The following is a 26438-nucleotide window of genomic DNA, read 5'->3' as shown; positions in this document are numbered from 1 at the left end:
ATAATATCAAGTTCATTCGTTGAAGATCTAAGTGTAGTTCTTCACATCTCTAAACCAATAATTAAATGGGTTACAGGACAGTATATGACTGCGGTGTCGAGTGTTTATGCACAGCGCTTATTGATGACATTATTCTTGGTTTCTTTTGGCATTTATATGTTTCTGGCAACAGTAACATATACACCATTTGACCCGGGCTGGATGCATATTTCCAGTGATACTCAGCAAGTATCCAATGCAAGTGGTATTGCTGGTGCATGGATTGCAGATTTGCTGTTTGGTTTTTTAGGATGGGCAAGTTTGCTTATTCCAATTTTCCTTTTCATTGAAGCAATTCAGGTGTGGTGGCCGCGTAGTTTTTTAAACCGCCCATTTCGTTATGCTGCACAATTCTTTTTAATTCTGGTTGTGTCTAGCCTACTTTATTTACACTGGAATGTGCCTGCTGATACTTTAGATAATGCAGCTGGGGGAATTATTGGTTACGAGTTAGGTCAGAGCTTATCTCAATTGCTAACAATTTATGGTGCGACCTTATTTTTACTGGTTTTCGGAGTGGTCTTGTTTACTCTTGCATTTGGGGTGCAATGGAGCAAAACATGGATTACGCTTAAAGCTACACCAAGTTATTTACAAGATTTATTTTATAAAAACGTATCACCGAATGAATCGGATTATGATTTAACAACTCAGCCTGCTAATAAAGCAGCCGCAGTTAAAGTTGCAGAAAATGCAGAGACAAATGCTTCAAATGAGAAAGTAGCATCAGTCCAATCTGAAAGTACTCAACCACAATCTGCGGCAACACGACATGATGCGGTTGCTGAACGCCTCTTTGCAGATGTGTTAGCAAAAGAGCAGAGTCGACCCGAACCTGTAGTTGATACGCCAGTTGCAAATACTCAAAACTTTGAGCATACGCTTGAGCAAGCCCATAAGCTTGAAAAAGACAGCCAACGTTTAGTCGCTACTGGTGAGGTATGGCGGGCTTTACAACGTGATGATGCGAGCCATAAGCAAGAAATTGATGCGCTTTTAAGAGCAGCTGATGATTCAACAGAACAAGCTCCTGCTCATGAGCAATTCCAGCAAACAATTTCTCAAGTTCATCAAACTCAACCTACACCTAAACAAGACTTACATAGTCTTGATTGGAATGATGATGAGATTTTTGATGAATTACTTGCTGCGGTTCCAAACAGCAAAACAGCAACAGATGTGCATACACCATTTGTTCAAGATCAACATGTAGATGCAGAACCTACTTCGCAATCGGTGAATATTGCGAAAGAAACTTCTTCACCGCCGTCGAATGTAAATCAGTCACCTAAAAATTTAGCAAACGAACAAGTTTTTGAAGACTTTGATGATTTATTGATAGATGAAGATATTTCGCCAGCAGAACCTGTAAGAGCAAGTAGTTATGCTCAATCTTCAGCATTCGTAAAAGCTCCTATTCAAACAACAATTCAGGCCGATAAACTTTCAAAAGAAGAGTTTATTGAAGCTTGGCAGGAAACGGCAGGTAAACCTCAGGAAAATCCTGATATTGATGAAGACGATTTCGATCTAGATGCGCCATTAACAGATCTATCAGGCCGACCAATGTCTCGTGCAATGCAAGTTGCCAAGAAGCGTTTAGATTTACCAACTTTACCTGGCCTTGAGTTGCTTGATAAGGTTGATCCGAATAAGAAAGTTAATTTTACTGAAGAGCAGCTTTCGCGTTTATCTGAATTACTTGAAATTAAGTTACAAGAATTTAATGTTAAGGCTCAAGTAGTTGAGGCTCAGCCGGGGCCAGTAGTAACCCGTTTTGAGTTAGATTTGGCACCGGGGGTTAAAGCATCTAAGGTAACGAATATCTCACGTGACTTAGCCCGTTCAATGTCGATGGCTTCTGTGCGTGTGGTAGAGGTTATTCCTGGTAAACCCTATATTGGTATTGAAGTACCAAACAGCGCTCGTGAAATGGTACGTTTGATTGAGCTATTGGAAACACCAACCTATCGAGATCCAAGCGCATTAATTAGTATGGCGATGGGTAAAGATATTTCAGGTAATCCAGTATTAACCGATTTAGCGAAAGCACCGCACATGTTAGTTGCTGGTACAACAGGTTCGGGTAAATCGGTTGCGGTAAACTCGATGATTTTATCGATGTTGCTTAAATATACACCTGATCAATTGCGTTTGATTTTAATCGATCCAAAACAGTTAGAACTTGCAAACTACAATGATATTCCGCACTTATTAACTCCAGTCGTTACTGACATGAAAGATGCAGTAAGTGCGTTGAACTGGTGTGTGAATGAGATGGAACGTCGTTATAAGCTGATGTCATTTCTTAAAATTCGTAAATTAAGTGATTACAACCGTAAAGTTGAAGAAGCAATTGCGAATGGGGAAGATTTAATTGATCCAACTTGGAAACCAAGTGACTCTGCGACACAAGAACGTGCACCTCGTTTAACACCGTTACCATCTATTGTGATTGTGGCGGATGAGTTTGCTGACATGATTATGCAGGTCGGTAAAAAAGCAGAAGAAATGATTACACGGTTGGCGCAAAAATCTCGTGCTGCTGGTATTCACCTATTGCTTGCAACTCAACGTCCGTCTGTTGATGTGATCACGGGGTTGATTAAAGCCAATATTCCAACGCGTGTAGCATTACGTGTAAACAGTAAAATTGATTCACGTACGATTTTGGATGCAGGCGGTGCAGAAGATCTATTAGGCCATGGTGATATGCTTTTCTTGGGGCCTGGTAAAATCGAGCCTGAGCGTGTGCATGGTGCATTCATTAGTGATGATGAAGTAAACCGCATTTGTGATGCTTGGCGTGAACGTGGTGAACCGGATTATGTCGACGAAATCTTGACTCCATTTGACGAAGAACAAACTTCACGTGGTTTTGAAGAGGGCGAGGGTGGTTCTGACCGTGATGCACTTTATGACCAATGTGTATCATTTGTTTTGGAAACACGTAAAGCTTCTACTTCATCGCTACAGCGTAAATTTAGCCTTGGCTATAACCGTGCTGCCCGTATCATTGACCAAATGGAAGAGAACGGCATTGTGAGCGCAATGGGCCCTAATGGTAAGCGAGATATATTGGTTTAATATGAAATAGCTAAAAAGCCTCTTCGGGGGCTTTTTTTATGATTTAAATAAAAATAAACACTTCCATAAAATGACTTAAAGATTTTAACGTGTAGTAAAAAATGCTAATGTATTTTTCTTAAATAAATAACAATGAATTAAATCTGGAGGAAAACATGTTACTCGCTCTGATTACTTTAGCTTTTATCCATTTTTGTGCACTTATTACTCCAGGGCCTGATTTTTTCCTTGTATCTCAAACAGCGATTAGTCGATCACGTAAAGACGCTATGTTAGTAGTTGCTGGCATAACAGCAGGTGTTATGTTTTGGGCTTGTTTGGCACTGATGGGATTAAATCTTATTTTTGAGAAAATGGCTTGGTTAAAGCAAGGTTTACTCATTGCTGGTGGATTATATCTGTGTTGGCTGGGTTATCAGATGTTACGTTCAGCATTTTCAAAAAATCAGCAAGAGGACAATGTTGCTGTCGAGCTACCCAAAGCACCTTACTTATTTTTTATTAAAGGTCTTATAACGAATCTATCAAATCCTAAAGCTGTTATTTATTTTGGTAGTGTTTTCTCTTTATTTTTAGCCAATCCTCAACTTGATCAGGTTCATTGGTTACTCTTTATTATTGTCACGGTTGAAACGATTTTATGGTTCTGCTTTGTGACTTTTATTTTTTCGTTACCGAGTTTTAGATCAGCTTATCGTAATTTTTCAAAATGGATTGATGGTATTTCAGGCGGTATTTTTACGGTGTTTGGTATTTTCCTGATTGGCAATCGATAAATTTAGGTAAAAAAAAGCCTCTTTAAGAGGCTTTTTATTTTTAAGCAAACTTTGCTAGAACTTCTAAAAAGGGTGCCGATTGACGTGGAAATTTGGCAATCACATCATGGATGCGTTGGCCTTCAGGGTCTTTGGCATTAATATCGCGTCCGTTCGCAATAAATTGAGTCAAAAGACGTTCATAGTCTGTTGGGCGCATATGTTTGAATGCATGGTAGAGCACATGAAAATCTGCGTTCACACCCGTTGGCGGAAGTTGGTTGAGGTAGGCAAAAACACGCTCATCGGACCATTCTTCATTGAAAGTTGCTGGCTGTGATAATGCCATGACAATCTCCTCAGTTTTAAAAAAGGCAAAATAACTTGCGTTATTTTGCCTTGATTCTGTTTTATTGAACAGTCAGAAATAGAATTATCGTTCTTCAGGTAAATTGATATTCATTTCTAACATTTCGATATTTGCTTCAGAGCGAACCTGCATTTGGATATGCTGTTCACCTACACCACTTACATAACGACTGACCACTTGCATGATTTCTTTCTTCATCTGATCAATCTTGTCTTGGCTTAAACGGCGGCCTAAACCTTGTTCAGAAGCAACAATAACTTTCAAACGATCTTTTGCAGTTTGAGCACTTGATGGCTTTTCGTCACTGCTAAATAATTTACTCCAGAATCCTGCCATAACTACGCTCCAAATAGTCGTGCTAACCAGCCTTTAGGTTGAGCTGTGATGTGTCGATAAGGACGGTCTTCGCCAAGAAAGCGTGCAACCAAATCATCATAACCCTGACCAGCTTTAGTTTCTGAATATAGAATTACTGGCTTACCCTCGTTTGATGCTTGTAATACACTTGGACATTCTGGAATAACACCTAATGTCGGTACGCGTAGAATATCTTTAGAAATATCATCAATTGTTAGCATTTCCTGACGGTCAGCACGTTCAGGGTTAAAACGAGTAATACATAAATGTTTACGTATACGTCCTTCGTTTTGTTCAACTTTTTTGGTTTTGCTATCTAACATACCAATAATGCGGTCAGAGTCACGTACTGAAGAGATTTCAGGGTTCGTTACAATGATTGCTTCATCTGCATGATACATAGCTAAAATCGCACCACGCTCAATACCCGCAGGTGAGTCACAAATAACGTAATCAAATTCTTGAGATAGCTCATCAATAACACGAGCAACACCTTCGTCGCTCAACGCATCTTTATCACGTGTTTGTGAAGCCGGTAAAATATAAAGGTTTTCGATATCTTTATCACGAATAAGGGCTTGCTGTAGACGTGCTTCGTTGTTAATAACATTGACAAAATCATAAACAACACGACGCTCACAACCCATAATCAAATCAAGGTTACGTAAGCCTACATCAAAATCAATCACAACAGTTTTATGACCACGAAGGGCTAAACCTGTTGCAAAAGATGCGCTCGTTGTAGTTTTACCTACACCACCTTTGCCTGATGTTACGACAACAATTTTGGCCACCGAATCCACTCCTATTATGGTCATACACCCTTAAAAGGGCTGTTTTTTGGTGATTTACTTAATAAACTAAAGTTCAATCGCTTCAAATTCAAGCTCTTGCTTTTCATTTAAATATATATGTACTGGCTTTTTTACCACATGTTTAGGGATATCATCTGCGACACAATACGTTCCGGCAATGGAAACGAGCTCAGCCTCTAAAGATTGGCAAAAAATGCGTGCAGCTGCGTGCCCGCCCGCACCAGCAATGACTCTACCACGAACTGTGCCATAAATATGTATATTTCCTGATGCAATAACTTCAGAACCACTATTCATGCCAGCTTTCAAAATAATATCGCCGTTATCTTGTACGAGGGATTGGCCTGTACGTAAAATTTCATCATGATAAGAGGTAATATGGGCAACCGCTATCTTGTTTAGTGGTTTTTTTGTTTCTGCTGAAGACGAGGCAGGAGCGGTAGTCGGTTTTTCTACAATCGCCACTTGTTCGGTTGTGGCTTTAATACGCTGTAATGGTTGATCTGCCGGCAAAACAGGGAATTGAATAGCGCGAGCTTCATCTCCTAAAATACCATCGATTACCGCCATAGGTTGCAAACCTAAGCTCGCCAGAAGTTGAATTAATGCAATTAATTCTTGCTCAACTGTACTGTCAATAATTACTAAAGTTCCATGATAGGAACCTTCATTTAATATATTTGATAATTGCTGGCGGATCACATCATGATCATTGGTATCGAAGGTTATCCTGCTAAAGTTAACCATTCTGCCGGTAATCCGTATATCAGCCATAAGTCTTCCTTCAAGGCGTTAAACGAGCTGTAATAGCGTTAAGTTTATTGTAAATAGGGCAAATGCTAGAACAATTTGTGCCAATTCTCTAGCGAGATTCATAAAAAATTAAGTAAATGCTTATTCTTTGATTCGATCATACTCCGCAAGCGTTTGTTGCCATTGTTTGACCTTGACTTGTTTTCGTACAGACTCGAGTGTCTCGAACACGACAGATTCAACCAATTGCTCAAGCTGACGATTATTAATATTTATTTCACTCACTTTTTCAGAAATTAATTGATAAGTCGGATTTGGGTGCACCGATGAACCTTCAATTAAAGGTTCAATTAAACCGGCACTAATATTCTCACCTAATCTTTGACCAATGCTTTGAATTTGCTGTTCAATGCGACCGCCGACTAAAGGAATTAAGCGTAATAATTGGGTTAGTTCAGGGGTATCTACTATGGCCTGATCTACAATTTTCCCAACGCCTTTTGTAATTGCTGGCTTTTGTTCTTTTAAAGCAGTTGCTAAAGACTCTTGTAATAATGCTGTTAAGGTGACAGTAAATTGCTCACGATGATGATTTACCAAGTCGTGAATAATTTGTTTATGGCTAGAACTGGTTTCAAGTTCATATCTAATACCATCAATTACGGTAATAACAACACGATCGGACAGCTCTTCCATGACGACACGATAGTAAAATAAACCTGTCTTTCGCCAGCTTGGTGGAACAACCGGATAGCCCAGTTCATGTAAGCGATAAGCAATAATCCCAGCCCGAAACAAACGTAAAAAACGAAGCTGCGGAATAATGGCTAAAATTTCATACCAGTGAATAAAAGGGAAAAAGAACCAACGTTTATGATGATTATAAATAATAGCAATGCCCCAGCGGACAAGTAACTCAACAATTAAAAAACCAATAAACCATGCTTCTGATGTGATTACCCACGGGTGTAGGGAATTACGGTAAAAGCTTAGTACTTGGAGCAAATGAATGTGTTCGAAGAACCATGCCCCAATACTGCTCATTAAAAAGAAATTTGCAGCCAAACAGAACAGGTTAAAAATGATAATGAACACCATAAAAATGTCATAGATTAAAAACAGTCTAAATGAAAGACTATTTGGATCTACATGGTGATATTTCGTTTTTTTCCCAGAACTGTTTTGCATAATAACGGGTGCTTTTTAAAGGTTTGTAGTGAGATATTGAGATTTCATTTGCTCAATAAGTTGATCTTTTTCGGTCCAAATTTCATGTACCCATTGTTGGAAACGTTCACGGTAAGCCGCGTCATCTTCATAGTTTCCACCAAGAACCCAATCTGGAATTTCAATTTTACGCAAATTTACCGCAATTTTTGAAACTTCACCTAGCCAGAAATCACTATATCCAGGTACGCCATTAGGGTAGACAATCGTCATATCAACCAAGGCATCAATTTTGTCACCCAAGATATTTAATGCAAGTGCTAAACCACCCGCTTTAGGTTTAAGCAAATGCTTATATGGTGATTTTTGCTGGTCATGTTTTTCTTGAGTAAAACGAGTACCTTCTAAATAATTCAATAATGTAAATGGTTGACTTAAAAGCTGCTCACAGGCTTTACGTGCTTCCATCATGTCACGGTCTTTGAGTTCAGGATTCTTTGCAACCTGTTCTTTGGTGTGACGTTTCATCATCGGGAAGCCTAAAATTTTAAATGCTTGCCCAACAAATGGAATAAAAATAAGTTCCCATTTAGTAAAAAAGCGGGTGAGTGGCATACGCGTTAAACCAAAATATTGGTTTACCGTTGTATCTACCCAACTTTGGTGATTACAAGTCATGAGATAACGACCTTGCATATTCAGATCAAGTCCCTCATCAATCGTAATGTCCCATTTTAGATTTGGTAAGACATGATCAATCAACCAATTATTAACACCTAACCAGCTATTTGTAATTTGGATATTGGTTTCATCTATTTTTGATGATTTTTTTAATAGCTTGGTCAGACCTAATGCCAAAACAGGTGGACCATGAAAAAACGTACTTCCTGTAATGACTGTACCTACAGTGAGTCCACGTGTAATTTTTTTTAGCGCAGATTGCTTATTGGGTGCAGTTGACATATGAATGACCCCGAATGTCTAAAATCCATAGAAAAGTTGTTTAACTATAACTATCGTAATATGAAATACAACGACATCTTAGACAACAATGAAGAAATTGTGATGAGCTAGCATCTGAAAGTGCATCAAAATATTACAAAAAAGTAACTAAAGTGTTTATTATTAACAAAATATCAATGTTTTATACTTCGTTTTTGTTTCATTATTCATCCAGACAACAAAACACACAAAGTGAGGAGGCATGCAATGCGTGCATTAGTTATTTCAACAGTGGTAGGGGCAGCAGTAGTACTATCTGGTTGTCAAACAACTGGTAATAATCTTGGTGGCGTTGAATACGATAAAGCCGCATTAGGTACTTTAATTGGCGCAGCTGCTGGTTACGGTATTTCTAAATCAAGTGCAAACTCTAGCCGTCAAAATAACCGTGCTGCAGCAATCGGTGCAGTTCTTGGTGCCGCTGGTGGTGTATATCTTGACCAGAAAGAGAAAAAATTACGTCAACAAATGGCAGGTACTGGCGTAGACGTTGGCCGTAATCCAGATGGTTCTGTTCAATTGATTATGCCTGGTAGCATTACTTTTGATACAAACAAATCAAACATCAAGCCAAACTTCTATGCAACTTTAGACAAAGTAGCTCAAACATTGGCTGAAGATAACAAGAGCGCGATTTTAGTCACTGGTTATACAGATAACACTGGTAATGACTCTATCAACATTCCGTTATCTCAATCACGTGCACAATCAGTTAAAAACTATTTAGCTGGTAAAGGCCTTTCATCTAGCCGTATCGATGCACAAGGTTATGGTTCTTCTAACCCAATCGCAGACAACTCAACTGCGTCTGGTCGTGAACAAAACCGTCGTGTAGAAATCAGCATCTATGCAAAACAATAAGATTTAAATTATTGTATTAAAAACCACCTTCGGGTGGTTTTTTTATGACTGTGAATAATAAATAACCACGACAAACTGCGGCGTAGAAATTGCATTATTAGACATCATTTATACATATCCGTAGATTTACTATTGGGTTTCTAAAACAGAGATGACTATAATCATGCTCGAAAAATTAAGAGGTAATACACGATGTCATCTGCCAGTCAATTGAACAACAAGCAAGAAGAAGCCATGAAATATACTCAGGGCCCTTTATTGGTGCTTGCTGGCGCTGGTTCAGGTAAAACATCGGTAATTACTCGTAAAATTGCCTATTTGGTGCAGCATTGCCGTATTCCAGCGCATCGTATAACCGCGATGACCTTCACAAACAAAGCTGCACGTGAAATGAAAGAGCGTGTGACCAAGCTCTTGTCACGTGAAGAATCAAAAGGTCTATCTGTCTCCACTTTCCATACTTTTGGTTTAAACCTTTTACGTTTAGAACTTAAAAATTTACCTTTAAAAGCTAATTTTTCGATTTTAGATGCAGATGACTGTAAACGTATTTTGATGGATCTGATGCATCGCGACAATTTGTCGGGTGCAGAAAGTAAAGAATTAATTGCCAAGGCAATGAAGAAAATTTCAGATTGGAAAAACGATCTGATCGTGCCAGAGCAAGCACATTCAACATGTGAAACACCTGAAGATGTACAGTTTGCGCATCTTTACCAACTGTATGAACGTAATTTACGTGCTTATAACGCCGTTGATTTTGATGACTTGATTGTTATGCCAACACGCTTATTGCAAGAAAATGCAGAAGTACGTGATAAATGGCAAAACCGTGTTCGCTATTTATTGGTCGATGAATATCAAGATACCAACACAGCCCAGTATATTTTAGTCAAACTTTTAGTTGGGGTAATGGGGCAGTTTACAGCGGTAGGTGACGATGACCAGTCGATCTACGCGTGGCGTGGAGCTAAGCCTGAGAATATGGCTTTGCTTAAACAAGATTTCCCAAACCTGCATATTATTAAACTTGAACAGAACTACCGTTCAACCAGCCGTATTTTAAAAGCTGCAAACTGTGTTATCCAAAATAACCCACATATTTTTGATAAAAAGTTATGGAGTGATAAAGGGCATGGTGAAGTCATTAGAATTATTACATGTCGTAATGATGATGATGAAGCAGAGCGCGTGGTTAAAGATTTACTTACTCACAAGCTGATGAATGGTAAAAACTGGAAAGATTATGCAGTTTTATACCGCGGTAACTTTCAGGCGCGTGTATTAGAAACACAGCTTCGTCAAATGCAAATCCCATATAAATTATCTGGCGGTACATCTTTCTTTGCTCGTGCAGAAATTAAAGATGTAATGAGTTATTTGCGTCTTATTATTAACCCTGAAGATGACAGCGCGTTCTTACGTATTATTAATACGCCTAAACGCGCCATTGGGCCGGTTACTCTTGAGAAGTTAGGTTTATTCTCACAAGAAAATAATTTGTCTTTACTTGGTGCTTCTGCTGACCAACGTTTAAGCATGGTACTTCCTAAAAAAGCAGAAACTCAACTTCATGAGTTTGCCGACTTTATTGCGACGTTTACCCGTGAATTGTTAGAAGACGATGAGCCTGTGCCTAAAGTTCGTCAAATGATGAATGAAGCTGGCTATATGGATTACGTTCGTGAACAGTCTGCAACACCTGCACAAGAGAAAAGTAAGCTCGATAATATCGAGAATTTATTTAACAGTATTCAAAACCTGATTAATCGTGCAGAAGATGTTGATGAAAAGAACATTGAAAGTGTCATTCGCAAACTGGTTCTGCTTGACCTGTTAGAACAGCAGCAGGAAGAAGAAGATACAGACAAAGTCAACTTACTTACGTTGCATGCAGCAAAAGGTTTAGAGTTCCCATATGTTTATATTATGGGATTAGAGGAAGAACTTTTACCGCATAAAAACTCCATTGCAGCCGAGACCATTGAAGAAGAACGTCGCCTTATGTACGTGGGAATTACCCGTGCACGTCAAGGTTTAACCTTAACTTTGGCAGAGCAGCGTAAAAATGGCGGGCAGATGAGACAGATGACCCCAAGCCGTTTCCTTGATGAACTCCCTCAAGATGAGTTGGAGTGGTTAGGGCGTAAAAAGAAAATTGCGGCTAATGTTGATCCTAAAGAGCAGGCTCAACAATATCTGGCAAATTTAAAAGCTTTATTAAAGCGTTAATTTTTTAATTTTTAGGAAATCCCATGAAAGTTCAAGTGAAATTGCTCGATCCGCGTTTAGGTAAAGAATGGCCTTTACCTTCATATGCAACAGCAGGTTCAGCGGGTTTAGATTTACGTGCCTGCGTCGATGAAGCAATTGATATTGAACCAGGACAAACTGTTTTAGTGAAAACAGGTATGGCAATTTATATTCATGATGTAAATTTTGCTGGTTTAATTTTACCGCGTTCAGGTTTAGGTCATAAACACGGTATCGTGCTTGGCAATTTAGTTGGTTTGATTGATTCGGATTATCAAGGTGAATTGATGGTTTCAGTTTGGAACCGTGGTCAAACCACATTCCGTCTAGAACCAGGTGAGCGCCTAGCACAGTACGTTTTAGTTCCAGTTGTTCAAGCTGAATTTGAGCAAGTAGAAGAATTTGAAGAAACTTTACGTGGCGCTGGTGGCTTTGGTCACACAGGCAAACAATAAGCTTTTTGAAAATATTAACGAAAATCAAACGCCTGTTGAACAGGCGTTTCTTTTTACATCTTGAATGTTACAATGGATTATATTACAACACGCTTTACTCATATTCTTTTAACTTTTTTAGCAAACAAACCCTTCAAAAATTTTGAATAATCTATGTTTTTGCGATAGATCGAATTGATCTTTAAATAGAAGATACGCTATGAATGTAAGACACTCATTTCCAAAAAGTATTTTTCGTGCTTACGATATTAGAGGCAAACTTTCTTACTTAACCACGGACGTTGTCCGTTCGATTGCCTACGGATTGGCACAACAATACAAACAAGCAGAACAAACTCAATTAGTGATTGGCTATGATGCCCGTCTCACAAGTCCAGCTTATGCACACTTAATCGAAGAAATTTTAATAGAACAAGGTTTAAATGTTACCAATATCGGCTGCTGCTCATCACCAATGATGTATTACATTGCGAGAGATTTTGGTGGCAATGGCATTATGGTGACAGCAAGCCACAACCCAAAATCGGATAATGGTATTAAGTGGATTTTAAAAGGTGAACCGCCGTCTCCTGAAATGATTCAGCAGGTTGGTGATGAAGCTCAAACTTATGTACCAGCCCATTCAATTTCTGTTCTTGAGTTAACGGCAGCTCAATTTAAAGCTGAGTTTTGCCAGAAATACCAGCAAGCCATTTTTAAAGATATTCAGTTAAAACGTCCTTTAAAAGTTGTTTTAGATGGTTTACATGGCTCTGCTGGACACTGCTCAAAAATAATATTAGAAAAAATGGGCTGCGAAGTGATTGCCTTGCGAACCAATCCAAATGGAGAGTTTCCAGACCATGCACCTGATCCTTCACATGCAGCACATTTAAGTGATTTGCGAAAAGCAATTGTTGAGCAACAAGCAGATATAGGCATTGCTTTGGATGGTGATGGTGACCGTGTTGTTTTAGTAGATGAAAAAGCCCAGATATTGACTGCAGACCGATTGTTGTCACTTTTTGCGCAAATGTGCCTAGAGCAGCACCCAGAGCAAGAAATTGTTTTCGATGTGAAATGTTCACGCATGGTTCAAAAAACGGTCGAACAACTCGGCGGAAAAGCAAAAATGATCCGCACGGGAAGTAGTTTTTTAAGGGCTTATTTATCTCAGTCGAATGGACGCGCCATTTTTGGTGGAGAATATGCAGGCCACTACGTTTTTAATGATGGACGTGGTTTTGGCTACGACGATGGTTTATATGCTGCATTACGTGTAATGGAATATTTTACACAATCTGATGCTACAACAATTTCCGAATTGTTTGCACCTTATCCAGAAAGATGTTGTACAGAAGATACCTATATTGGTACTTATCAGTCCGATCCAAAGTATGTATTACAAGATATTGAAATTTTAAGTCATCGTTTAGGTGCTCGTATCAGTAAAATCGATGGCGTACGTCTTGATTTTGATGATGGTTTTGGCATTATTCGAGCATCAAATACTGGTGAATATTTTACAGTAAGATTTGACGCAGATAATCCTTTACGATTAAAGGAAATCCAGCAAAAATTTGTAGATATGTTGCAAGAACACTATCCGCAAATTGCACAAGAACTTTCAGAGGCCTAAGTAAGGAGAGGCGTAATGCCCCAACATCAGCATATCGGTGTCGACAAAGCAAAAATCTTGATTGAAGCTTTGCCGTATATTCAACGTTTTACTGGTAAGACGCTGGTGGTGAAATATGGTGGCAACGCGATGACTGATCCGGAGCTAGAAAGTTCATTTGCCCGAGACATCGTTTTACTTAAAACTGTAGGGTTAAATCCGATTGTTGTTCACGGTGGTGGGCCACAAGTAGACTCATTTTTAAAGCAGTTAGGCCGTGAATCTGATCGTATTGACGGTATGCGTGTAACTGATGCTGCAACCATGGAAGTGGTTGAAATGGTATTGGGTGGTAGTGTAAATAAATCGATTGTTAACCTGATTAATAAACATGGCGGCCGTGCTATTGGTTTAACAGGTAAAGATGGTAATTTACTTCGTGCCCGTAAATTACTTATGGAAAAGCAAGAAGAAGACGGTTCTATCAAACATATTGATTTAGGTATGGTTGGTGAAGTAACTGGCGTTAAAACAGATGTGCTGGAAATGTTTACCCAAAGTGACTTTATTCCAGTTATTGCACCATTAGGTGTAGATGAAGAAGGCAATACCTATAATATTAATGCTGATTTGGTTGCTGGTAAGGTTGCAGAAGCATTAGGTGCTGAAAAATTAATCTTGCTTACAAACATTAGTGGCGTGCTGGATGAAAACAAAAATCTGTTAACTGGCCTAACTACTCAAGAAGTTGATCGTCTCATTGAAACAGGCGTGATCTATGGCGGTATGATTCCTAAAGTAGGTTGTGCACTTGATGCTGTTAAAGGCGGCGTTGTTAGTGCGCATATTGTTGATGGTCGCGTACCACATGCAACATTGCTTGAAATCTTTACTGATCATGGGGTTGGAACACTCATTTCTAATCGCGCAAAAACCGCTTAATAAATCTGTTATTCTCAATAAAAAGATCACCCTAGGTGGTCTTTTTTTATACCATTTTAATTTGGTCATTTTTTTGTCATGAGCTTTGACTAGTGTAAGGGGTGTCACTAGGAGCGTTCATTATGCTGGAAAAATTTAATCAATATCGCCAAACCTGGACTTTACCTTTAAATCGTCAAAAAGCTATAAATCAGACACAATTTCGTTTTGAATGGGTTGATAATTTAAAAGAATTACAAGATGTACAGCGGTTTCGTGCACAACAATTTAGCCAACAATTTGGAATTCATTTTGAAGATAACTTAGATCAAGACATTTATGATTTTGGTTGTGAGCATGCAGTCTTACGTGAAAAGTGGACTGGAGAAATTGTAGCGTATACCCGCCTAAAATTATTTCAAGGTCATGAGATAGCACAAAGCTACAGCGCACATGAGTTTGATATTGTTCCTCAGTTATCGCACCTTCCTAATGTTTTAGAAATAGGGCGTACCTGTGTCCATCCTCGCTTTCGTAATGGAAAAGCATTATCGATGCTGTGGCTGAACCTTGCACCGAAAGTGCTATGGTCAATGCGCGCTAAATATTTGATGGGCTGTGTCAGTATTCATCTGCAAGATAATTTGGCTAGAGCGTACTACACGCATCGCCAGATTCAGCAATTATCTGAAAGCAAAACAATTGATATTCGTTCGAAAAAAATCTATGAGCCTGAATATCCTGAGTTCAGTTTTCCACAAGATGAGCGTATGCCAAAATTGTTCCAAATGTATTTGAGCATGCAGTCAAAATTATCGAAACAGGCATTTTTTGATGAAGAATTTAACTGTCTAGATTATTTTGTATTTCTGGAAGTGAATAAAGTGGCGACTTCATTTGTTATGAATAAAATGGGGCAGCGTTAACCATATGTCCTATTTTCTAATAGCCAGCACATATTGAGATTTGCAAGCAATTTTACTCTCATGCACAATAGAGTATATGAGGTAATTAGAAGTAGTTTAAAAAGCGATATGTGCCAGCTATTAGGAATGAATTGTGCAACACCAACGGATATTACTTTTTCTTTCCGTGGTTTTTCACAACGTGCGGGAATTACCTCAGATCATAGTGATGGATTTGGCATAGCATTTTTCGAAGATAAAGCCTGCCGACTATTTGTAGATAATCAATCGGCAGTTGAATCTCCAATTGCCGACCTTATTCGTAATTATCCTATTAAATCGCGTAACGTGATCGCGCATATCCGCAAAGCAACTCAAGGTAAAATCACTTTAGAGAACTCTCACCCCTTTATTAGAGAGTTGTGGGGCCGTCATTGGATTTTTGCCCATAATGGTGATTTACATGATTTTAACCCACCGCTAAGTGGGCGTTTTACACCTGTGGGTAATACAGACAGTGAACGTGCATTTTGTTATTTGCTTGATCAACTGGTTGAAGCTTTCGGTTATGAAGAACCGAGTCTTGATGAGATATTTGAAGTATTAGAAAAAATTTCTCCACAAATTGCTGAATACGGCACATTTAATTATTGTTTGTCGAATGGGAAGGCATTATTTAGTTATGCGATCACTAAATTACATTGGTTGGTTCGTGAATATCCATTTAATCAGGCTCATTTAATTGATTTAGATGTTGAGGTCGATTTTAGTCAAGTCACTACACCTGAAGATCGTGTGGCAGTTATAACGACAGAACCTTTAACACATAATGAAAACTGGACTGCTTATCAACCAGGGGAAATGATTTTATTTCAACATGGTAAGCCGATTAAAAAAGCAATTACTCATGTGGAAAGATTAAAACGTGAGCATGAAAATCCAGAGCTTAAACGTATTACTCGTGCAGATCAGTATTAATATAAAGTATATTTAAAATGTATGAATAGAAATATTTGTATATATTAAACATTTAGCAATAAAGTATTTTGTTTGAAAAATACTTTATTGTTTTGGTTGGTTAATTTTTATAAAAATAAATAAAAACAGTCACTTGAATTAAATATATTTTTCATATCTTAAAGCCGACAAAATAGCTTTGTTTTTATTTATATCCTTTAAATATATCATGAGGTTTATGCAACAGTCATTGAACATCATTGGGGAGATGTATGAAAATGAAATGGGCTTCAGAATATAATACGGGTATCGAGGTTATTGATGAGCAACATAAACGAATACTTGATTATATTAATGAGATTGATGAAGTAAGAGATGATGAAGATAGACGTCGTATTAAAGATGTTTTAGACAATATTATTGACTATACACAGTCTCATTTTACTTTTGAAGAAAGTTTACAAGAAGAGGCAGATTATAAATATCGAATTCCACATAAACGTGTTCATGACTTATTTATTAAAAAAATAGAATTATATCGTGAACGTTTTGAAATGGGACATACCATTGAAAAAGAGCTGCAAGAGATTTTAGCAAAATGGTTAATTAACCATATTCAACATGATGATGCTGATTATGTTGGAGCAGTAAAAGAAAACATGATGGGAATTATTAGGGAAAAAGAAAAGAAGAAAGGGAAAAACTGGTTTGCTCGGTTTTTCGCATAACTTGAAATAACAAAACTTATAATTCTAGTTAGCGCAGCAAACTATCTTTTCGGTAGTTTGCTTTTTTTATTGAGCAAACTTTGATTTTCAGGCATGAGACGGGCAAAATATCTATAGTCTTTTTCAAGGAATGCATAATGCAGGACATACCTATGTCACGATGGTTATCGCCCCTGATGGCGTTTTGCTTATCTTTCATCATTATGGCGACATTGGCACCCGCTATGGGAATCCAGATTGATCGTCAAATCGATTTCTGGTTATTGTGGTTAGGCACAATGCTGTTATTGGCTCTGCCAGTTTGTTATTTGGAAATTGCCTTAGCAAAACGGTCGAAGACTACTGCTTTAAATGCTTTATCAAGTTTAACTCGTGAAGCAGATAGTTCACCAAAATGGCGTTTGGCTGGTTGGCTTGCAGTTATTTTTATTCCATTTTTAGCAGGGAGTGTACTGAGTACAGCTGGCAACTTACTGACAGCACAGCTCAATAATAGTGTTTCTGGGCAAATTGTTTTTGCTGGTCTTGCTGTTGCGGCTTTAATTTTATCTTTTATTCCGCGTCAGATTTTAATTGTACTAATGACAGTCGGCGTAATCGCTTCTCTTGTTTTAGCTAATACAATGGGAACGACTTTACAGCCTTGGCATTGGACAAATGTTGAGTTTAAAGAATGGGGTAATGTGACCGTACTTGCACTTGTTGCGAGTGGTTTAGGCTTAGGACTTTACTGGCAAAATAGCTTGTCTGTCATTCACTCTCAAGAAGGTGCCACAAAAACTGCACTTCCAATCTGGTTGGCTCAGTTAATTGCTGTCGTCGCGTTTGGTTTCTTTTCTCTTCAAGCACAGCTTCCTGTTTTTACCTGGATTTTTACTGCGGTAATGACAACAGCTCTGTTTATTCAACTTGCCAAAGAACAGCTTGCTCAACGTCAACTGATGTACGTTTTACAATGGGTTGTCATTATTTTGGCAATTGCGGTTTGGGCTGTGCCTGAACTTTATGGCATCTTTACGCTGATTTTGATGCTTTGGGGATTACTCATTTGCCTCATCTATGCAATTTTTGCTGGTTGGATTATGAAAATTAGCCACTTGCGTAAATCGATGAATTTTAGCAATGAGTTGTTCTATAACTTGTGGCGTATTGCAGTGCGTATTGTATTACCGCTTTCAATTGTCATTGCCATGATTGCGGTCATTGGACAAATGATCTGATGGAAAAAGCTCAGCAAGTGTGGGTTGCTTTTGCAGCCCCAGAGCAACAGTTTTTAGTTGCTATTCCATTTGAAGCTGGTATGACTGCATTACAAGCGGTTGAGGCAAGCGGGTTGCAGACACGGGTGAATTTGCCTGAGCCATTACAACTTGGCATCTTTGGTGCAAAAGTTGAGGCACATGCGATTTTGCAAGCAGGTGATCGGGTAGAGGTCTATCGACCTTTAACTATTAACCCTAAAGATATACGCCGTAACCGCGCCGAGAAAAATCCTGTGGGACGATATATTAAAAGTAATCGCTTAAAGTAATAAGTCCCATAAATAAAACCCCTCGAAGTATTTCACTTGAGGGGTTTATTTTTATTAGAAAAAACGATTATAGTGGTGGGGCAGTTAAAATCGCTTCTTTAGAAGCAGGTAAACCTGGTTGCGATTCTGGAATAGTTTCTAAACCTTCAATTTTAGTTACTGTGCCAGTGCCATCAAAGTAAATTTTTAAATGCTGACCATGTGCTGCAGGAATTTTTGCCTTTTTAGCATAAGTTCCCGGGATATAGTTGTAAATGTAGTCCCAACGTTGAGGATTGAGGGGATCAGTCACAGTTGGACTACCAAGCAAAAAACGCACTTGCTGGAAATTCATGCCGACTTGTACTTGAGAGGCCTGAGCTTTGGTCAAAGGAGTCCCTTGAGGAATATCAACCTTATATACACCAAAGATTGAACAACCAGCAAGGAGTGAAGTGACTAATAACGTCAGCACGAGTTTTTGCATTTTGCTACACTATCCCAATAAATTATGATGCATTTGATCAAAGGATAGATCATACTTCATCTAAATTCTATTGCCTATTCCAACTTGAGATTTGTTGAGAGACCTTTTTTCATGCCTATTTCCAATCAAGATTTGCGCAAAGCTGGACTTAAAGTTACCCTTCCACGAATTAAGATTTTGGAATTATTAGAAAATTCAAAGCAACATCATCTTAGTGCTGAAGATATTTACAAGACTTTGTTAGAACAAGGGGAAGATGTCGGTCTTGCGACAGTTTACCGTGTGTTAACACAATTTGAAGCTGCGGGTATCATTCAGCGCCATCATTTCGAAAATAATCATTCTGTTTTCGAAATTATGCAAGAAGATCATCATGATCATTTGGTTTGCTATAATTGCAACAAAGTTATTGAATTTACTAATGATGTTATCGAGAAGGAACAGCATGCTGTAGCAGAACAACATGGGTTTACCTTAACAGGTCACTCATTAAACCTCTACGGTTACTGTAACGAACCTGAGTGTCAGGAAGTGTTGCGCAAGAAATAATCGTTTTCACATAAAGAAAACAAATAAAAAAGGAAGGTTACGTTTAACCTTCCTTTTTTTATGAAGAAATTACTGTCGGTCGAAGGTTAAATGCTGATTTGTGCCTGCAATTTGATCAGGTCCTTCTTCGGCAAGCTTAATGGTCAAACGCAAATCGTTTGGTGAGTCGGCATGTTTTAATGCATCTTTATAGGTAATTTGGCCTGCTTTATAGAGATCAAACAACGCTTGGTCAAAGGTTTGCATACCGAGTTCACGCGAACGCTTCATTAAATCTTTAATTTCATGAATTTCGCCTTTACGAATGTAATCTGAAATTAATGGCGAATTAATCAAAATCTCAATGGCTGCACGACGTGAATTGCCATCTGGTGTTGGAATAAGTTGCTGCGCAATCATGGCCTTTAAGTTAAGCGATAAGTCCATGTAAAGCTGACTGTGGCGATCACTTTCAAAGAAGTGAATAATACGATCGAGCGCTTGGTTGGCGTTGTTAGCGTGCATCGTGGCTAATACAAGATGGCCCGTTTCAGCGAAGCCAATTGCGTAGTCCATGACTTCACGAGAGCGAATCTCACCAATCAAGATCACATCTGGTGCTTGTCGCAAAGTATTCTTTAAGGCAATTTCAAATGAGTCTGTATCGATCCCGACTTCACGTTGGGTAATGATGCAGCCTGCATGTTCATGAATAAACTCGATTGGGTCTTCAATGGTAATGATATGACCTTTAGTGTTGTGGTTACGATAGCTAATCATTGAAGCCAAAGACGTCGATTTACCTGTACCTGTTGCACCAACAAAAATAATGATACCGCGTTTGGTCATCGATAAATCTTTAAGAACTGGTGGTAACTGCAAGTCATCAATTGAAGGAATTTTAGTTTCAATTCGACGTAAGACCATACCTGGCATGTCACGCTGCTGAAAAGCGCTCACACGAAAGCGGGCCGTTTTATCACGGTTCATAATGGCAAAGTTACATTCACGAGTGTCTGCAAATTCTTTGCGCTGTTTTTCACTCATGATGGAATGTAAAAGCTGACCAATAACGTCCCCAGAAAGACTATTTTTTGAAATTGGAATAATTTGCCCGTTAATTTTCATAGATGGTGCAACACCATCTGTAATAAAAAGATCGGATGATTTTTTTTCAACCATAAGGTTGAGTAGGTCATTAAAATCCATATTTATTCTCTAATTATTTTTATAGGAATGATTCAGGCTGTTTTGCAGCTGTACGTGCAGTTTGTGGACTAATCACACCACGAGAAACTAGACCTTTTAAGCTTTGGTCGAGTGTCGTCATACCATGATTTGCACCAGTCTGAATTGATGAATACATTTGTGCGACTTTATTTTCACGAATTAAGTTACGAATGGCAGGAATACCAATCATAATTTCATGTGCTGCGACACGTCCGCCACCATTCTTTTTAAGGAGGGTTTGCGAAATAACAGCCTGTAAAGATTCTGACAACATGGCACGAACCATGTCTTTTTCTTCGGCAGGGAATACGTCAATCACACGGTCAATGGTTTTTGCAGCAGAAGTCGTATGGAGCGTACCAAACACCAAGTGACCAGTTTCAGCAGCGGTAAGTGCTAAACGAATGGTTTCAAGGTCACGCATCTCACCGACTAAAATAATATCTGGGTCTTCACGCAGTGCTGAGCGTAATGCTTCATTAAAGCCATGCGTATCACGATGCACTTCACGTTGGTTAATCAAACATTTCTTCGACTGGTGTACAAATTCGATTGGGTCTTCAACTGTTAAAATGTGGTCATAACGATTTTCGTTGATATAGTCCATCATCGCTGCGAGCGTGGTTGATTTACCTGAACCTGTTGGTCCTGTAACTAACACAATGCCACGTGGGTAATCACAAATATCTTTAAAGATTTGTCCTAAGCCTAAATCTTCCATGGTGAGTACTTTTGATGGAATGGTACGAAACACTGCACCGGCACCGCGGTTTTGGTTAAATGCATTGACACGAAAACGCGCAACATTTGGAACTTCAAAAGAAAAGTCTGTTTCGAGCTTTTCTTCATAGTCACGGCGTTGTTTATCATTCATGATGTCATAGACCAGACGGTGAACATCTTTGTGGTCTAGAGCTGGTAAGTTAATGCGACGGACTTCACCATCAACGCGAATCATTGGTGGCATGCCAGCAGACAAGTGTAAATCGGACGCGCCATTTTTCACAGAGAAAGCGAGTAGCTCTGTAATATCCATAATTTCCCCAAGTAAATCAAAATATGTCATTATTTTGTAGAATAATATACGGCTTTCACCGAGGCATACCAACACCTCGCTTTAGGTGAAAAGCAAAAAAGTTTTTTGAAAATGAGAACCTTGTCAATGAATTACCTGCAAGATGCGCGACAGCACGTATTACAGCAAATCCGACGTGCTTGTGAACATGCTCAGCGTGCGCCTGAAACTGTGCAACTTTTAGCCGTATCAAAAACACATCCAAGTGAAAGTTTGCGTGAAATGTATGCAGCAGGGCAAAGAGCATTTGGCGAAAACTATTTACAGGAAGCTTTGGAAAAAATTGAAGCTTTACAAGATTTAGAAATTGAATGGCATTTTATTGGTCATGTTCAGCGAAACAAGACTAAAAATTTGGCTGAAAAGTTTGATTGGGTACACGGTGTAGATCGTTTAATTATTGCTGAACGATTATCTAATCAAAGGCTTCAAGATCAATCTGACTTAAATATTTGTTTGCAAGTGAATATTGACGGGCAAGATAGTAAAGATGGTTGTGCACCAGATGAGGTTGCCGAGTTAGTTGCTCAAATTAGCCAATTACCCAAAATTAGACTACGCGGTTTGATGGTGATTCCAGCGCCAGACAATACCGCCGCTTTTGCAGATGCTAAGCATTTATTTGATGAGGTGAGAGAAAAACATGCTCACCCTGAAGACTGGGATACTTTAAGCATGGGAATGTCGAGTGATTTAGAGGCTGCAATAGCCGCAGGTTCAACCATGGTCCGTGTGGGAACTGCTTTATTTGGCGCTAGAGACTATTCGCAAAAGGGTTGATGTACGCTATTTCGTACGTTCATTGCGTCCTTTTGCGGCTATGGCGGGAAGTGGTTTTCACTTATTATGAATTCATCAGGAGACAGGATGTTTCTAAGAATAACAATAAACAGTGATGAATGGATTCATACAGGTACGACAGGAGTTATACCAACGCAGATTCTAAAAAAGCCCCGACAGGATGTCGGGGCTTTTTAGTTTTAACCAATGACCTCGATGGTACTTGCGCCAGCACCAAGTGGTTTCACTTGAATTTGTACAGGAATACGCTCATGCATTTCTTGAATGTGCGAGATGAGAACAACCTGACGACCCTGATTTTGTAATTGATCTAAAGCATTCATCACCATATGCAAAGAAGATGCATCTAAGGTTCCAAAACCTTCATCAATAAACAGAGATTCAATTTTCATTGAACCTGAAGCCATATTGGCAATAGCTAAAGATAAGGCGAGGGCTGTTAAGAAGGATTCACCGCCAGATAAAGACGAAACCGAACGCATTTCTCCGTCCATATCGTGGTCGATAATGGCAAGACTTAAAGATTGGTCAAGTCGTTTTAATGTATAGCGCTGAGAAAGCATAGCCAGTTGCTGATTCGCATGTTCCACTAAAATATCCAGATGATATTGCTGGGCATAGTCGCGGAACTCTTTGCCTTTGGCATCGCCAATCAGACCTGAAATTTTGCTCCAGCGATGTTCTTCTTGCTGAATGTTTTGAATTTGCTCAGCATATTGTTGCTGTTTCGCAAGGTTTTGCTGGTGCATCTCTAACTTCAGTTTGAGCTGATCACGAATTTCCAGTTGGGCTTTAAGCTCTGCAATATTGTCTTGAATTAAGTTCAGAAGCTTTTCATATTCAATATCTGGCTGAGTTTGTAAGTGATCAGTCAATTGTTCTTGCATAGTCTTAAGGGCAGATGAAGCTTCACTGAGTAGACGTTCTGCCTGATTAAGGCGGTTACGGATATCTTGTTCTTGTGCTGAATTAATCTGTATGAGCGCCGTAAAGTCCTGCGCCTGAAAATCAGAATGCCCGTTTAACCAGTTTTGAATTTGCGCATTAATCTGTTGTTGATGTTGCTCGGTGTGTTGATGTTGATGCTTGAGCTGATCTAGCGCCTGTTTTTGTTGCTCGAAGTGCTGTCTGGTCTGTTCAAAACGTTGTTTAGACGCATGATAAGCCGTTTGTTGATGCTGACGTTTGGCATCATGCTCAATTAACCAATCATGAGGCTTAATGTCAGAAAGGCCTGTCATTTGTTGAATAAGTAATACCGCTTTTTCATTATTTTGTTGACCCTTGAGTGTAATTTCTTTGAGATTTTGGTCGATCTCATTAATTTGTTTGGTCATTTGCTCAAGGTTAGCTGTCAGCATTTTTAGTTCTTGTTGCTGCTGTTCAAAACGCTGAGCAAGCTGTTCTTGTTGTTCAAGTTGCTTAGCACGTGCATCAAGCATAGACCAAGTCTGCTTAGCCGTTTGGCTACTCGACTGCTGCCACGCGCGCTGCTCGGACTCAGATAAGCACTGAACAATATGTTGAACTTGCTGTTGCCATTGCTGTGCTGTATTGAGCAAGCTTTCACTACGCTGAACGTGTTGAACCAACTGGTTCTGCTGCTTAATCGCTTGGGTTAAATGCAAGTTTTCTGAGTCAAATGAACTTATTACAGTTTGAGTTGCTTGTCTAAGCTCGCTAAGAGTTTGTAAGGTTTGTTCTGGAGGTTGAGCAAGATCAATTTGCAATTGGTTGAGACTTAATTGCTGAACAAGATCTTGCTGTAAGCTCGTCTGTTTTGCTTTAACTTGAGATAAATATTTTTGAACTTGTTCGAGCTCGGCACGACACAGGGTAAGTGTCTGCTGTTCGCTTTGCCACGCGTTAAATTTAGTTTGCTCTAGCGCTACTGCCTGTTGTTCTTGCTGTTGCTGCAAGTCGAATAAGGCCTTGGAAACTGTGCTGTCATCGATGCGGTACGGGTGATGCGTGCTGCCACAGACTAAACAAGCTTCGCCTTCTTTAAGATTGGCACGTAACTGTTCAATATTCTCTGTATGTAATAAACGTTGCTGTTGCAAGATGTGCTGTAATTTTTCACGCTCTGTTTTTGCTGTTTGGTAGTCTTGCTCAGCTAACTGGTAAACGGTTTTAAGCTGCTGTTCTTGAGCGGAGGTTTGAGTATGTTTTTCGGTGAATTGCTGAAGCTCAGCATATAGCTCATGATAAATTTTAATTTTTTGTTGAATGAGGTCTAGCTGAGTAATTTGAGCAAGCTTTTGTTCTTTATCTTTACGCTGTTGCTCAAGTTTTACCTCAATCTGTTCAGTCGTACCCACCGAAGCCGTCAGCTGTTCAAGTTCACTTTTAGCTTCCGATAGCTTTTGACGAGCAAGACTAGGGTTTCCAAGCTGTTGTTCAATCGCTTCGTAGTTTTGAATAAATTGCCCGAGTTGATGTAAATGGGCTGAAAAGCCTTTATCTAATACAGCATATTGCCCAGTCTGAGTAAGCTGTTGTTGCAGATGTGCCTGATTTTGTTGAAGCTGCTCAATCTGTTGTTGAACCGTGTTTTGCTGTTGTTGCAACGGGCTGAGTTTCTGCTCTAGAACATTTCTTTTTTCTTTGCACTTTTTATATTCATCTGCAATAAATGTTCGCTCTTGAATGGACTGTCGAATCTGATTTAAAGCAGATTGATGCTGTTGCTCAAAATCGAGCGTTTGTTTGAGCTCTTGCTCTGCTGATTGATATTGTTTTTGTCCAGTTTCAAAAATTTGAACCAAATCATTAAACTTAATTTGAGCTTGCTGAATTTGCGGCTCAAGTTGTTGTAGGGTTTGTAAATTTTGAGTCTGCTGAAAGACCTGTGGGCGTATTTCAGAGAAAACTTCGAGTCGTTTTAATTGCTCACGTTCCTCTGCAAGTTGCTGATGCTGGTTTTGCTGGTTTTGAAACTGTTGCTGTTTAGTTTGAACTTCAAGCTCAAGTTTTGCTTTGCGTTCAAACCATTGCTGTTGTTTATCCAACACATTTTTTTGTTGTTCTAATTTTTGATAGTTCTCTTGAGCTTGCTGATATTGTTCGGTAAATGCTGCGATTTCTTCATCAGACAAAATCTCAATATGGCCTAAGAACTCTTCAAGCTGTTTACGCTGTTTTGCAATATCTGCTGTTTTACGAAAAGCCAGCTCACCAATTTTGGCGAAAATACTCGAGTTTGTCAGGTACTCAAGTAGTTCACCGCGTTCACTATCTCGTGCTTTTAAAAACGCCGTGACTTCTGACTGGGCAAGTAAAACAGCACGGGTAAATTGTTCAAATGAAAGCTGGGTAATTTGTTTAACTTTTTCATCAACTGCTTTGGCTTTATCGGCAAGCACCACACCATCGGTCAGGCATTTTAAGTGGCGTTGCACACTTTGTAATTTACCATTCGGATTTTCACGCGCACGTTTAATTTCCCAGCGTGCTAAATAGCGTTTTTGATCTTGTGCAATAAAACAAAGTTCAGCAAAACCATGTCCTGTACCGCGGCGTAAAACAGTTAAAGGCGAATTGGTCAGTAGCTCTGAACCATCAACATCTTTTAATTTACCATCGCTGTCTTTAAGGCGAGGAACGCGATTAAACAGGGCGAGGCACATGGCATCTAAAATAGTCGACTTACCTGCACCAGTTTTTCCCACAATGGCAATTAAGCCTGCGTGAGCTAGAGGCGCGCTTTCAAAATCAATAAAGTGCTCGTCAGAAAGAGATGCCAGATTTTTTATACGAATAGATAAAATTTTCATGACATGTCC

At 39.1% G+C, this 26438-nt stretch carries 24 protein-coding genes; 14 read left to right on the top strand and 10 right to left on the bottom strand.

Annotation, left to right across the window (positions count from 1 at the left end; translation table 11 throughout):
* Nucleotides 1-84: 84 nt before the first annotated feature.
* Nucleotides 85-3126: a DNA translocase FtsK gene (locus ACB088_RS11990; protein WP_375037082.1), complete on the top strand. Its 3042-nt coding sequence runs from the start codon at nucleotides 85-87 to the stop codon at nucleotides 3124-3126.
* 155 nt (nucleotides 3127-3281) lie between these two features.
* The gene (gene rhtC, locus ACB088_RS11985) at nucleotides 3282-3902 is read left to right on the top strand and encodes a threonine export protein RhtC (RefSeq protein WP_004794146.1); all 621 of its coding nucleotides are present in this window, start codon (nucleotides 3282-3284) and stop codon (nucleotides 3900-3902) included.
* Nucleotides 3903-3942: 40 nt separating this feature from the next.
* Here the strand turns inward: rhtC and ACB088_RS11980 are convergent, their stop codons facing one another.
* The 6 genes from ACB088_RS11980 to ACB088_RS11955 all read right to left on the bottom strand — a co-directional run bounded on the left by ACB088_RS11980 (nucleotide 3943) and on the right by ACB088_RS11955 (nucleotide 8306).
* Nucleotides 3943-4230, bottom strand: a complete 288-nt coding sequence (locus ACB088_RS11980) for a PA4642 family protein (RefSeq protein WP_375037081.1) — start codon at nucleotides 4228-4230, stop codon at nucleotides 3943-3945.
* Between the two features lie 84 nt (nucleotides 4231-4314).
* Nucleotides 4315-4587: a cell division topological specificity factor MinE gene (gene minE / locus ACB088_RS11975; protein ID WP_003653273.1), complete on the bottom strand. Its 273-nt coding sequence runs from the start codon at nucleotides 4585-4587 to the stop codon at nucleotides 4315-4317.
* Between the two features lie 2 nt (nucleotides 4588-4589).
* A complete protein-coding gene (gene minD / locus ACB088_RS11970; protein ID WP_004641647.1) occupies nucleotides 4590-5402 on the bottom strand; it encodes a septum site-determining protein MinD in 813 nt (270 codons plus the stop codon).
* Nucleotides 5403-5468: 66 nt separating this feature from the next.
* Nucleotides 5469-6197, bottom strand: a complete 729-nt coding sequence (minC, locus tag ACB088_RS11965; protein ID WP_375037080.1) for a septum site-determining protein MinC — start codon at nucleotides 6195-6197, stop codon at nucleotides 5469-5471.
* Between the two features lie 120 nt (nucleotides 6198-6317).
* Entirely contained in the window at nucleotides 6318-7364 is a 1047-nt protein-coding gene (locus tag ACB088_RS11960) for a preprotein translocase subunit SecA (RefSeq protein ID WP_375037079.1), read from the bottom strand.
* Nucleotides 7365-7379: 15 nt separating this feature from the next.
* Nucleotides 7380-8306, bottom strand: coding sequence for an acyltransferase (locus tag ACB088_RS11955; RefSeq protein ID WP_375037078.1), 927 nt, complete (start codon nucleotides 8304-8306; stop codon nucleotides 7380-7382).
* A gap of 246 nt (nucleotides 8307-8552) precedes the next feature.
* On the opposite strand from ACB088_RS11955, the gene ACB088_RS11950 reads away from it, so the two are divergent.
* The 10 genes from ACB088_RS11950 to ACB088_RS11905 all read left to right on the top strand — a co-directional run bounded on the left by ACB088_RS11950 (nucleotide 8553) and on the right by ACB088_RS11905 (nucleotide 18553).
* Nucleotides 8553-9206 (top strand): OmpA family protein, encoded by a 654-nt coding sequence (locus tag ACB088_RS11950; protein ID WP_045434762.1) that lies wholly within the window; start codon nucleotides 8553-8555, stop codon nucleotides 9204-9206.
* 192 nt (nucleotides 9207-9398) lie between these two features.
* Entirely contained in the window at nucleotides 9399-11438 is a 2040-nt protein-coding gene (locus ACB088_RS11945; RefSeq protein ID WP_005042641.1) for a UvrD-helicase domain-containing protein, read from the top strand.
* Nucleotides 11439-11461: 23 nt separating this feature from the next.
* A complete protein-coding gene (gene dut / locus ACB088_RS11940; protein WP_003653255.1) occupies nucleotides 11462-11914 on the top strand; it encodes a dUTP diphosphatase in 453 nt (150 codons plus the stop codon).
* A gap of 199 nt (nucleotides 11915-12113) precedes the next feature.
* On the top strand, nucleotides 12114-13532 hold the full coding sequence (locus tag ACB088_RS11935; RefSeq protein ID WP_375037077.1) for a phosphomannomutase/phosphoglucomutase: 1419 nt from the start codon (nucleotides 12114-12116) through the stop codon (nucleotides 13530-13532).
* A 15-nt stretch (nucleotides 13533-13547) separates the two neighbouring features.
* Nucleotides 13548-14453 carry an acetylglutamate kinase gene (argB, locus tag ACB088_RS11930; protein ID WP_003653251.1) on the top strand — a complete coding sequence of 302 codons (906 nt, stop codon included), beginning with the start codon at nucleotides 13548-13550 and terminating at the stop codon, nucleotides 14451-14453.
* Nucleotides 14454-14575: 122 nt separating this feature from the next.
* Nucleotides 14576-15358, top strand: a complete 783-nt coding sequence (locus ACB088_RS11925) for a GNAT family N-acetyltransferase (RefSeq protein WP_202743887.1) — start codon at nucleotides 14576-14578, stop codon at nucleotides 15356-15358.
* Between the two features lie 108 nt (nucleotides 15359-15466).
* On the top strand, nucleotides 15467-16315 hold the full coding sequence (locus ACB088_RS11920; protein ID WP_199990298.1) for a class II glutamine amidotransferase: 849 nt from the start codon (nucleotides 15467-15469) through the stop codon (nucleotides 16313-16315).
* Between the two features lie 251 nt (nucleotides 16316-16566).
* Nucleotides 16567-17022 carry a bacteriohemerythrin gene (locus tag ACB088_RS11915; protein WP_375037076.1) on the top strand — a complete coding sequence of 152 codons (456 nt, stop codon included), beginning with the start codon at nucleotides 16567-16569 and terminating at the stop codon, nucleotides 17020-17022.
* 152 nt (nucleotides 17023-17174) lie between these two features.
* On the top strand, nucleotides 17175-18242 hold the full coding sequence (locus tag ACB088_RS11910) for a hypothetical protein (RefSeq protein WP_375037075.1): 1068 nt from the start codon (nucleotides 17175-17177) through the stop codon (nucleotides 18240-18242).
* Complete coding sequence (locus ACB088_RS11905) at nucleotides 18242-18553, top strand: RnfH family protein (RefSeq protein ID WP_375037074.1); 312 nt, start codon at nucleotides 18242-18244, stop codon at nucleotides 18551-18553. The genes ACB088_RS11910 and ACB088_RS11905 overlap by 1 nt, the downstream gene beginning before the upstream one ends.
* 67 nt (nucleotides 18554-18620) lie before the next feature.
* Here the strand turns inward: ACB088_RS11905 and ACB088_RS11900 are convergent, their stop codons facing one another.
* A complete protein-coding gene (locus ACB088_RS11900) occupies nucleotides 18621-19019 on the bottom strand; it encodes an outer membrane protein assembly factor BamE (RefSeq protein ID WP_003653245.1) in 399 nt (132 codons plus the stop codon).
* Between the two features lie 111 nt (nucleotides 19020-19130).
* Here ACB088_RS11900 and fur point away from each other — a divergent pair, with 111 nt between their 5' ends.
* Nucleotides 19131-19568 carry a ferric iron uptake transcriptional regulator gene (gene fur, locus ACB088_RS11895; RefSeq protein WP_003653242.1) on the top strand — a complete coding sequence of 146 codons (438 nt, stop codon included), beginning with the start codon at nucleotides 19131-19133 and terminating at the stop codon, nucleotides 19566-19568.
* Nucleotides 19569-19637: 69 nt separating this feature from the next.
* On the opposite strand, the gene ACB088_RS11890 is transcribed toward fur, so the two are convergent.
* The gene (locus ACB088_RS11890; RefSeq protein ID WP_375037073.1) at nucleotides 19638-20756 is read right to left on the bottom strand and encodes a PilT/PilU family type 4a pilus ATPase; all 1119 of its coding nucleotides are present in this window, start codon (nucleotides 20754-20756) and stop codon (nucleotides 19638-19640) included.
* A 19-nt stretch (nucleotides 20757-20775) separates the two neighbouring features.
* Nucleotides 20776-21813: a type IV pilus twitching motility protein PilT gene (locus tag ACB088_RS11885; protein WP_003653239.1), complete on the bottom strand. Its 1038-nt coding sequence runs from the start codon at nucleotides 21811-21813 to the stop codon at nucleotides 20776-20778.
* Between the two features lie 126 nt (nucleotides 21814-21939).
* On the opposite strand from ACB088_RS11885, the gene ACB088_RS11880 reads away from it, so the two are divergent.
* Nucleotides 21940-22632 carry a YggS family pyridoxal phosphate-dependent enzyme gene (locus ACB088_RS11880; RefSeq protein ID WP_375037072.1) on the top strand — a complete coding sequence of 231 codons (693 nt, stop codon included), beginning with the start codon at nucleotides 21940-21942 and terminating at the stop codon, nucleotides 22630-22632.
* A 200-nt stretch (nucleotides 22633-22832) separates the two neighbouring features.
* Here the strand turns inward: ACB088_RS11880 and ACB088_RS11875 are convergent, their stop codons facing one another.
* A complete protein-coding gene (locus tag ACB088_RS11875) occupies nucleotides 22833-26429 on the bottom strand; it encodes an SbcC/MukB-like Walker B domain-containing protein (RefSeq protein WP_375037071.1) in 3597 nt (1198 codons plus the stop codon).
* Between the last annotated feature and the right edge of the window lie 9 nt (nucleotides 26430-26438).

It is taken from the genome of Acinetobacter sp. RW6, assembly GCF_041956835.1.
In the GTDB taxonomy this organism is placed as follows: domain Bacteria; phylum Pseudomonadota; class Gammaproteobacteria; order Pseudomonadales; family Moraxellaceae; genus Acinetobacter; species Acinetobacter calcoaceticus.
The sequence above is the reverse complement of the archived record's forward strand: the minus strand, read 5'-3'. Positions and strand labels throughout refer to the sequence as shown.

Bases quoted from the DNA above. Each gene is read 5' to 3' on its own strand.
- ACB088_RS11990 (WP_375037082.1), top strand. From the start codon at position 85: ATGACTGCGGTGTCGAGTGTTTATGCACAGCGCTTATTGATGACATTA.
- rhtC (WP_004794146.1), top strand. From the start codon at position 3,282: ATGTTACTCGCTCTGATTACTTTAGCTTTTATCCATTTTTGTGCACTT.
- ACB088_RS11980 (WP_375037081.1), bottom strand. From the start codon at position 4,230: ATGGCATTATCACAGCCAGCAACTTTCAATGAAGAATGGTCCGATGAG.
- minE (WP_003653273.1), bottom strand. From the start codon at position 4,587: ATGGCAGGATTCTGGAGTAAATTATTTAGCAGTGACGAAAAGCCATCA.
- minC (WP_375037080.1), bottom strand. From the start codon at position 6,197: ATGGCTGATATACGGATTACCGGCAGAATGGTTAACTTTAGCAGGATA.
- ACB088_RS11960 (WP_375037079.1), bottom strand. From the start codon at position 7,364: ATGCAAAACAGTTCTGGGAAAAAAACGAAATATCACCATGTAGATCCA.
- ACB088_RS11955 (WP_375037078.1), bottom strand. From the start codon at position 8,306: ATGTCAACTGCACCCAATAAGCAATCTGCGCTAAAAAAAATTACACGT.
- ACB088_RS11950 (WP_045434762.1), top strand. From the start codon at position 8,553: ATGCGTGCATTAGTTATTTCAACAGTGGTAGGGGCAGCAGTAGTACTA.
- ACB088_RS11945 (WP_005042641.1), top strand. From the start codon at position 9,399: ATGTCATCTGCCAGTCAATTGAACAACAAGCAAGAAGAAGCCATGAAA.
- dut (WP_003653255.1), top strand. From the start codon at position 11,462: ATGAAAGTTCAAGTGAAATTGCTCGATCCGCGTTTAGGTAAAGAATGG.
- ACB088_RS11935 (WP_375037077.1), top strand. From the start codon at position 12,114: ATGAATGTAAGACACTCATTTCCAAAAAGTATTTTTCGTGCTTACGAT.
- argB (WP_003653251.1), top strand. From the start codon at position 13,548: ATGCCCCAACATCAGCATATCGGTGTCGACAAAGCAAAAATCTTGATT.
- ACB088_RS11925 (WP_202743887.1), top strand. From the start codon at position 14,576: ATGCTGGAAAAATTTAATCAATATCGCCAAACCTGGACTTTACCTTTA.
- ACB088_RS11920 (WP_199990298.1), top strand. From the start codon at position 15,467: ATGTGCCAGCTATTAGGAATGAATTGTGCAACACCAACGGATATTACT.
- ACB088_RS11915 (WP_375037076.1), top strand. From the start codon at position 16,567: ATGAAAATGAAATGGGCTTCAGAATATAATACGGGTATCGAGGTTATT.
- ACB088_RS11910 (WP_375037075.1), top strand. From the start codon at position 17,175: ATGTCACGATGGTTATCGCCCCTGATGGCGTTTTGCTTATCTTTCATC.
- ACB088_RS11905 (WP_375037074.1), top strand. From the start codon at position 18,242: ATGGAAAAAGCTCAGCAAGTGTGGGTTGCTTTTGCAGCCCCAGAGCAA.
- ACB088_RS11900 (WP_003653245.1), bottom strand. From the start codon at position 19,019: ATGCAAAAACTCGTGCTGACGTTATTAGTCACTTCACTCCTTGCTGGT.
- fur (WP_003653242.1), top strand. From the start codon at position 19,131: ATGCCTATTTCCAATCAAGATTTGCGCAAAGCTGGACTTAAAGTTACC.
- ACB088_RS11890 (WP_375037073.1), bottom strand. From the start codon at position 20,756: ATGGATTTTAATGACCTACTCAACCTTATGGTTGAAAAAAAATCATCC.
- ACB088_RS11885 (WP_003653239.1), bottom strand. From the start codon at position 21,813: ATGGATATTACAGAGCTACTCGCTTTCTCTGTGAAAAATGGCGCGTCC.
- ACB088_RS11880 (WP_375037072.1), top strand. From the start codon at position 21,940: ATGAATTACCTGCAAGATGCGCGACAGCACGTATTACAGCAAATCCGA.
- ACB088_RS11875 (WP_375037071.1), bottom strand. From the start codon at position 26,429: ATGAAAATTTTATCTATTCGTATAAAAAATCTGGCATCTCTTTCTGAC.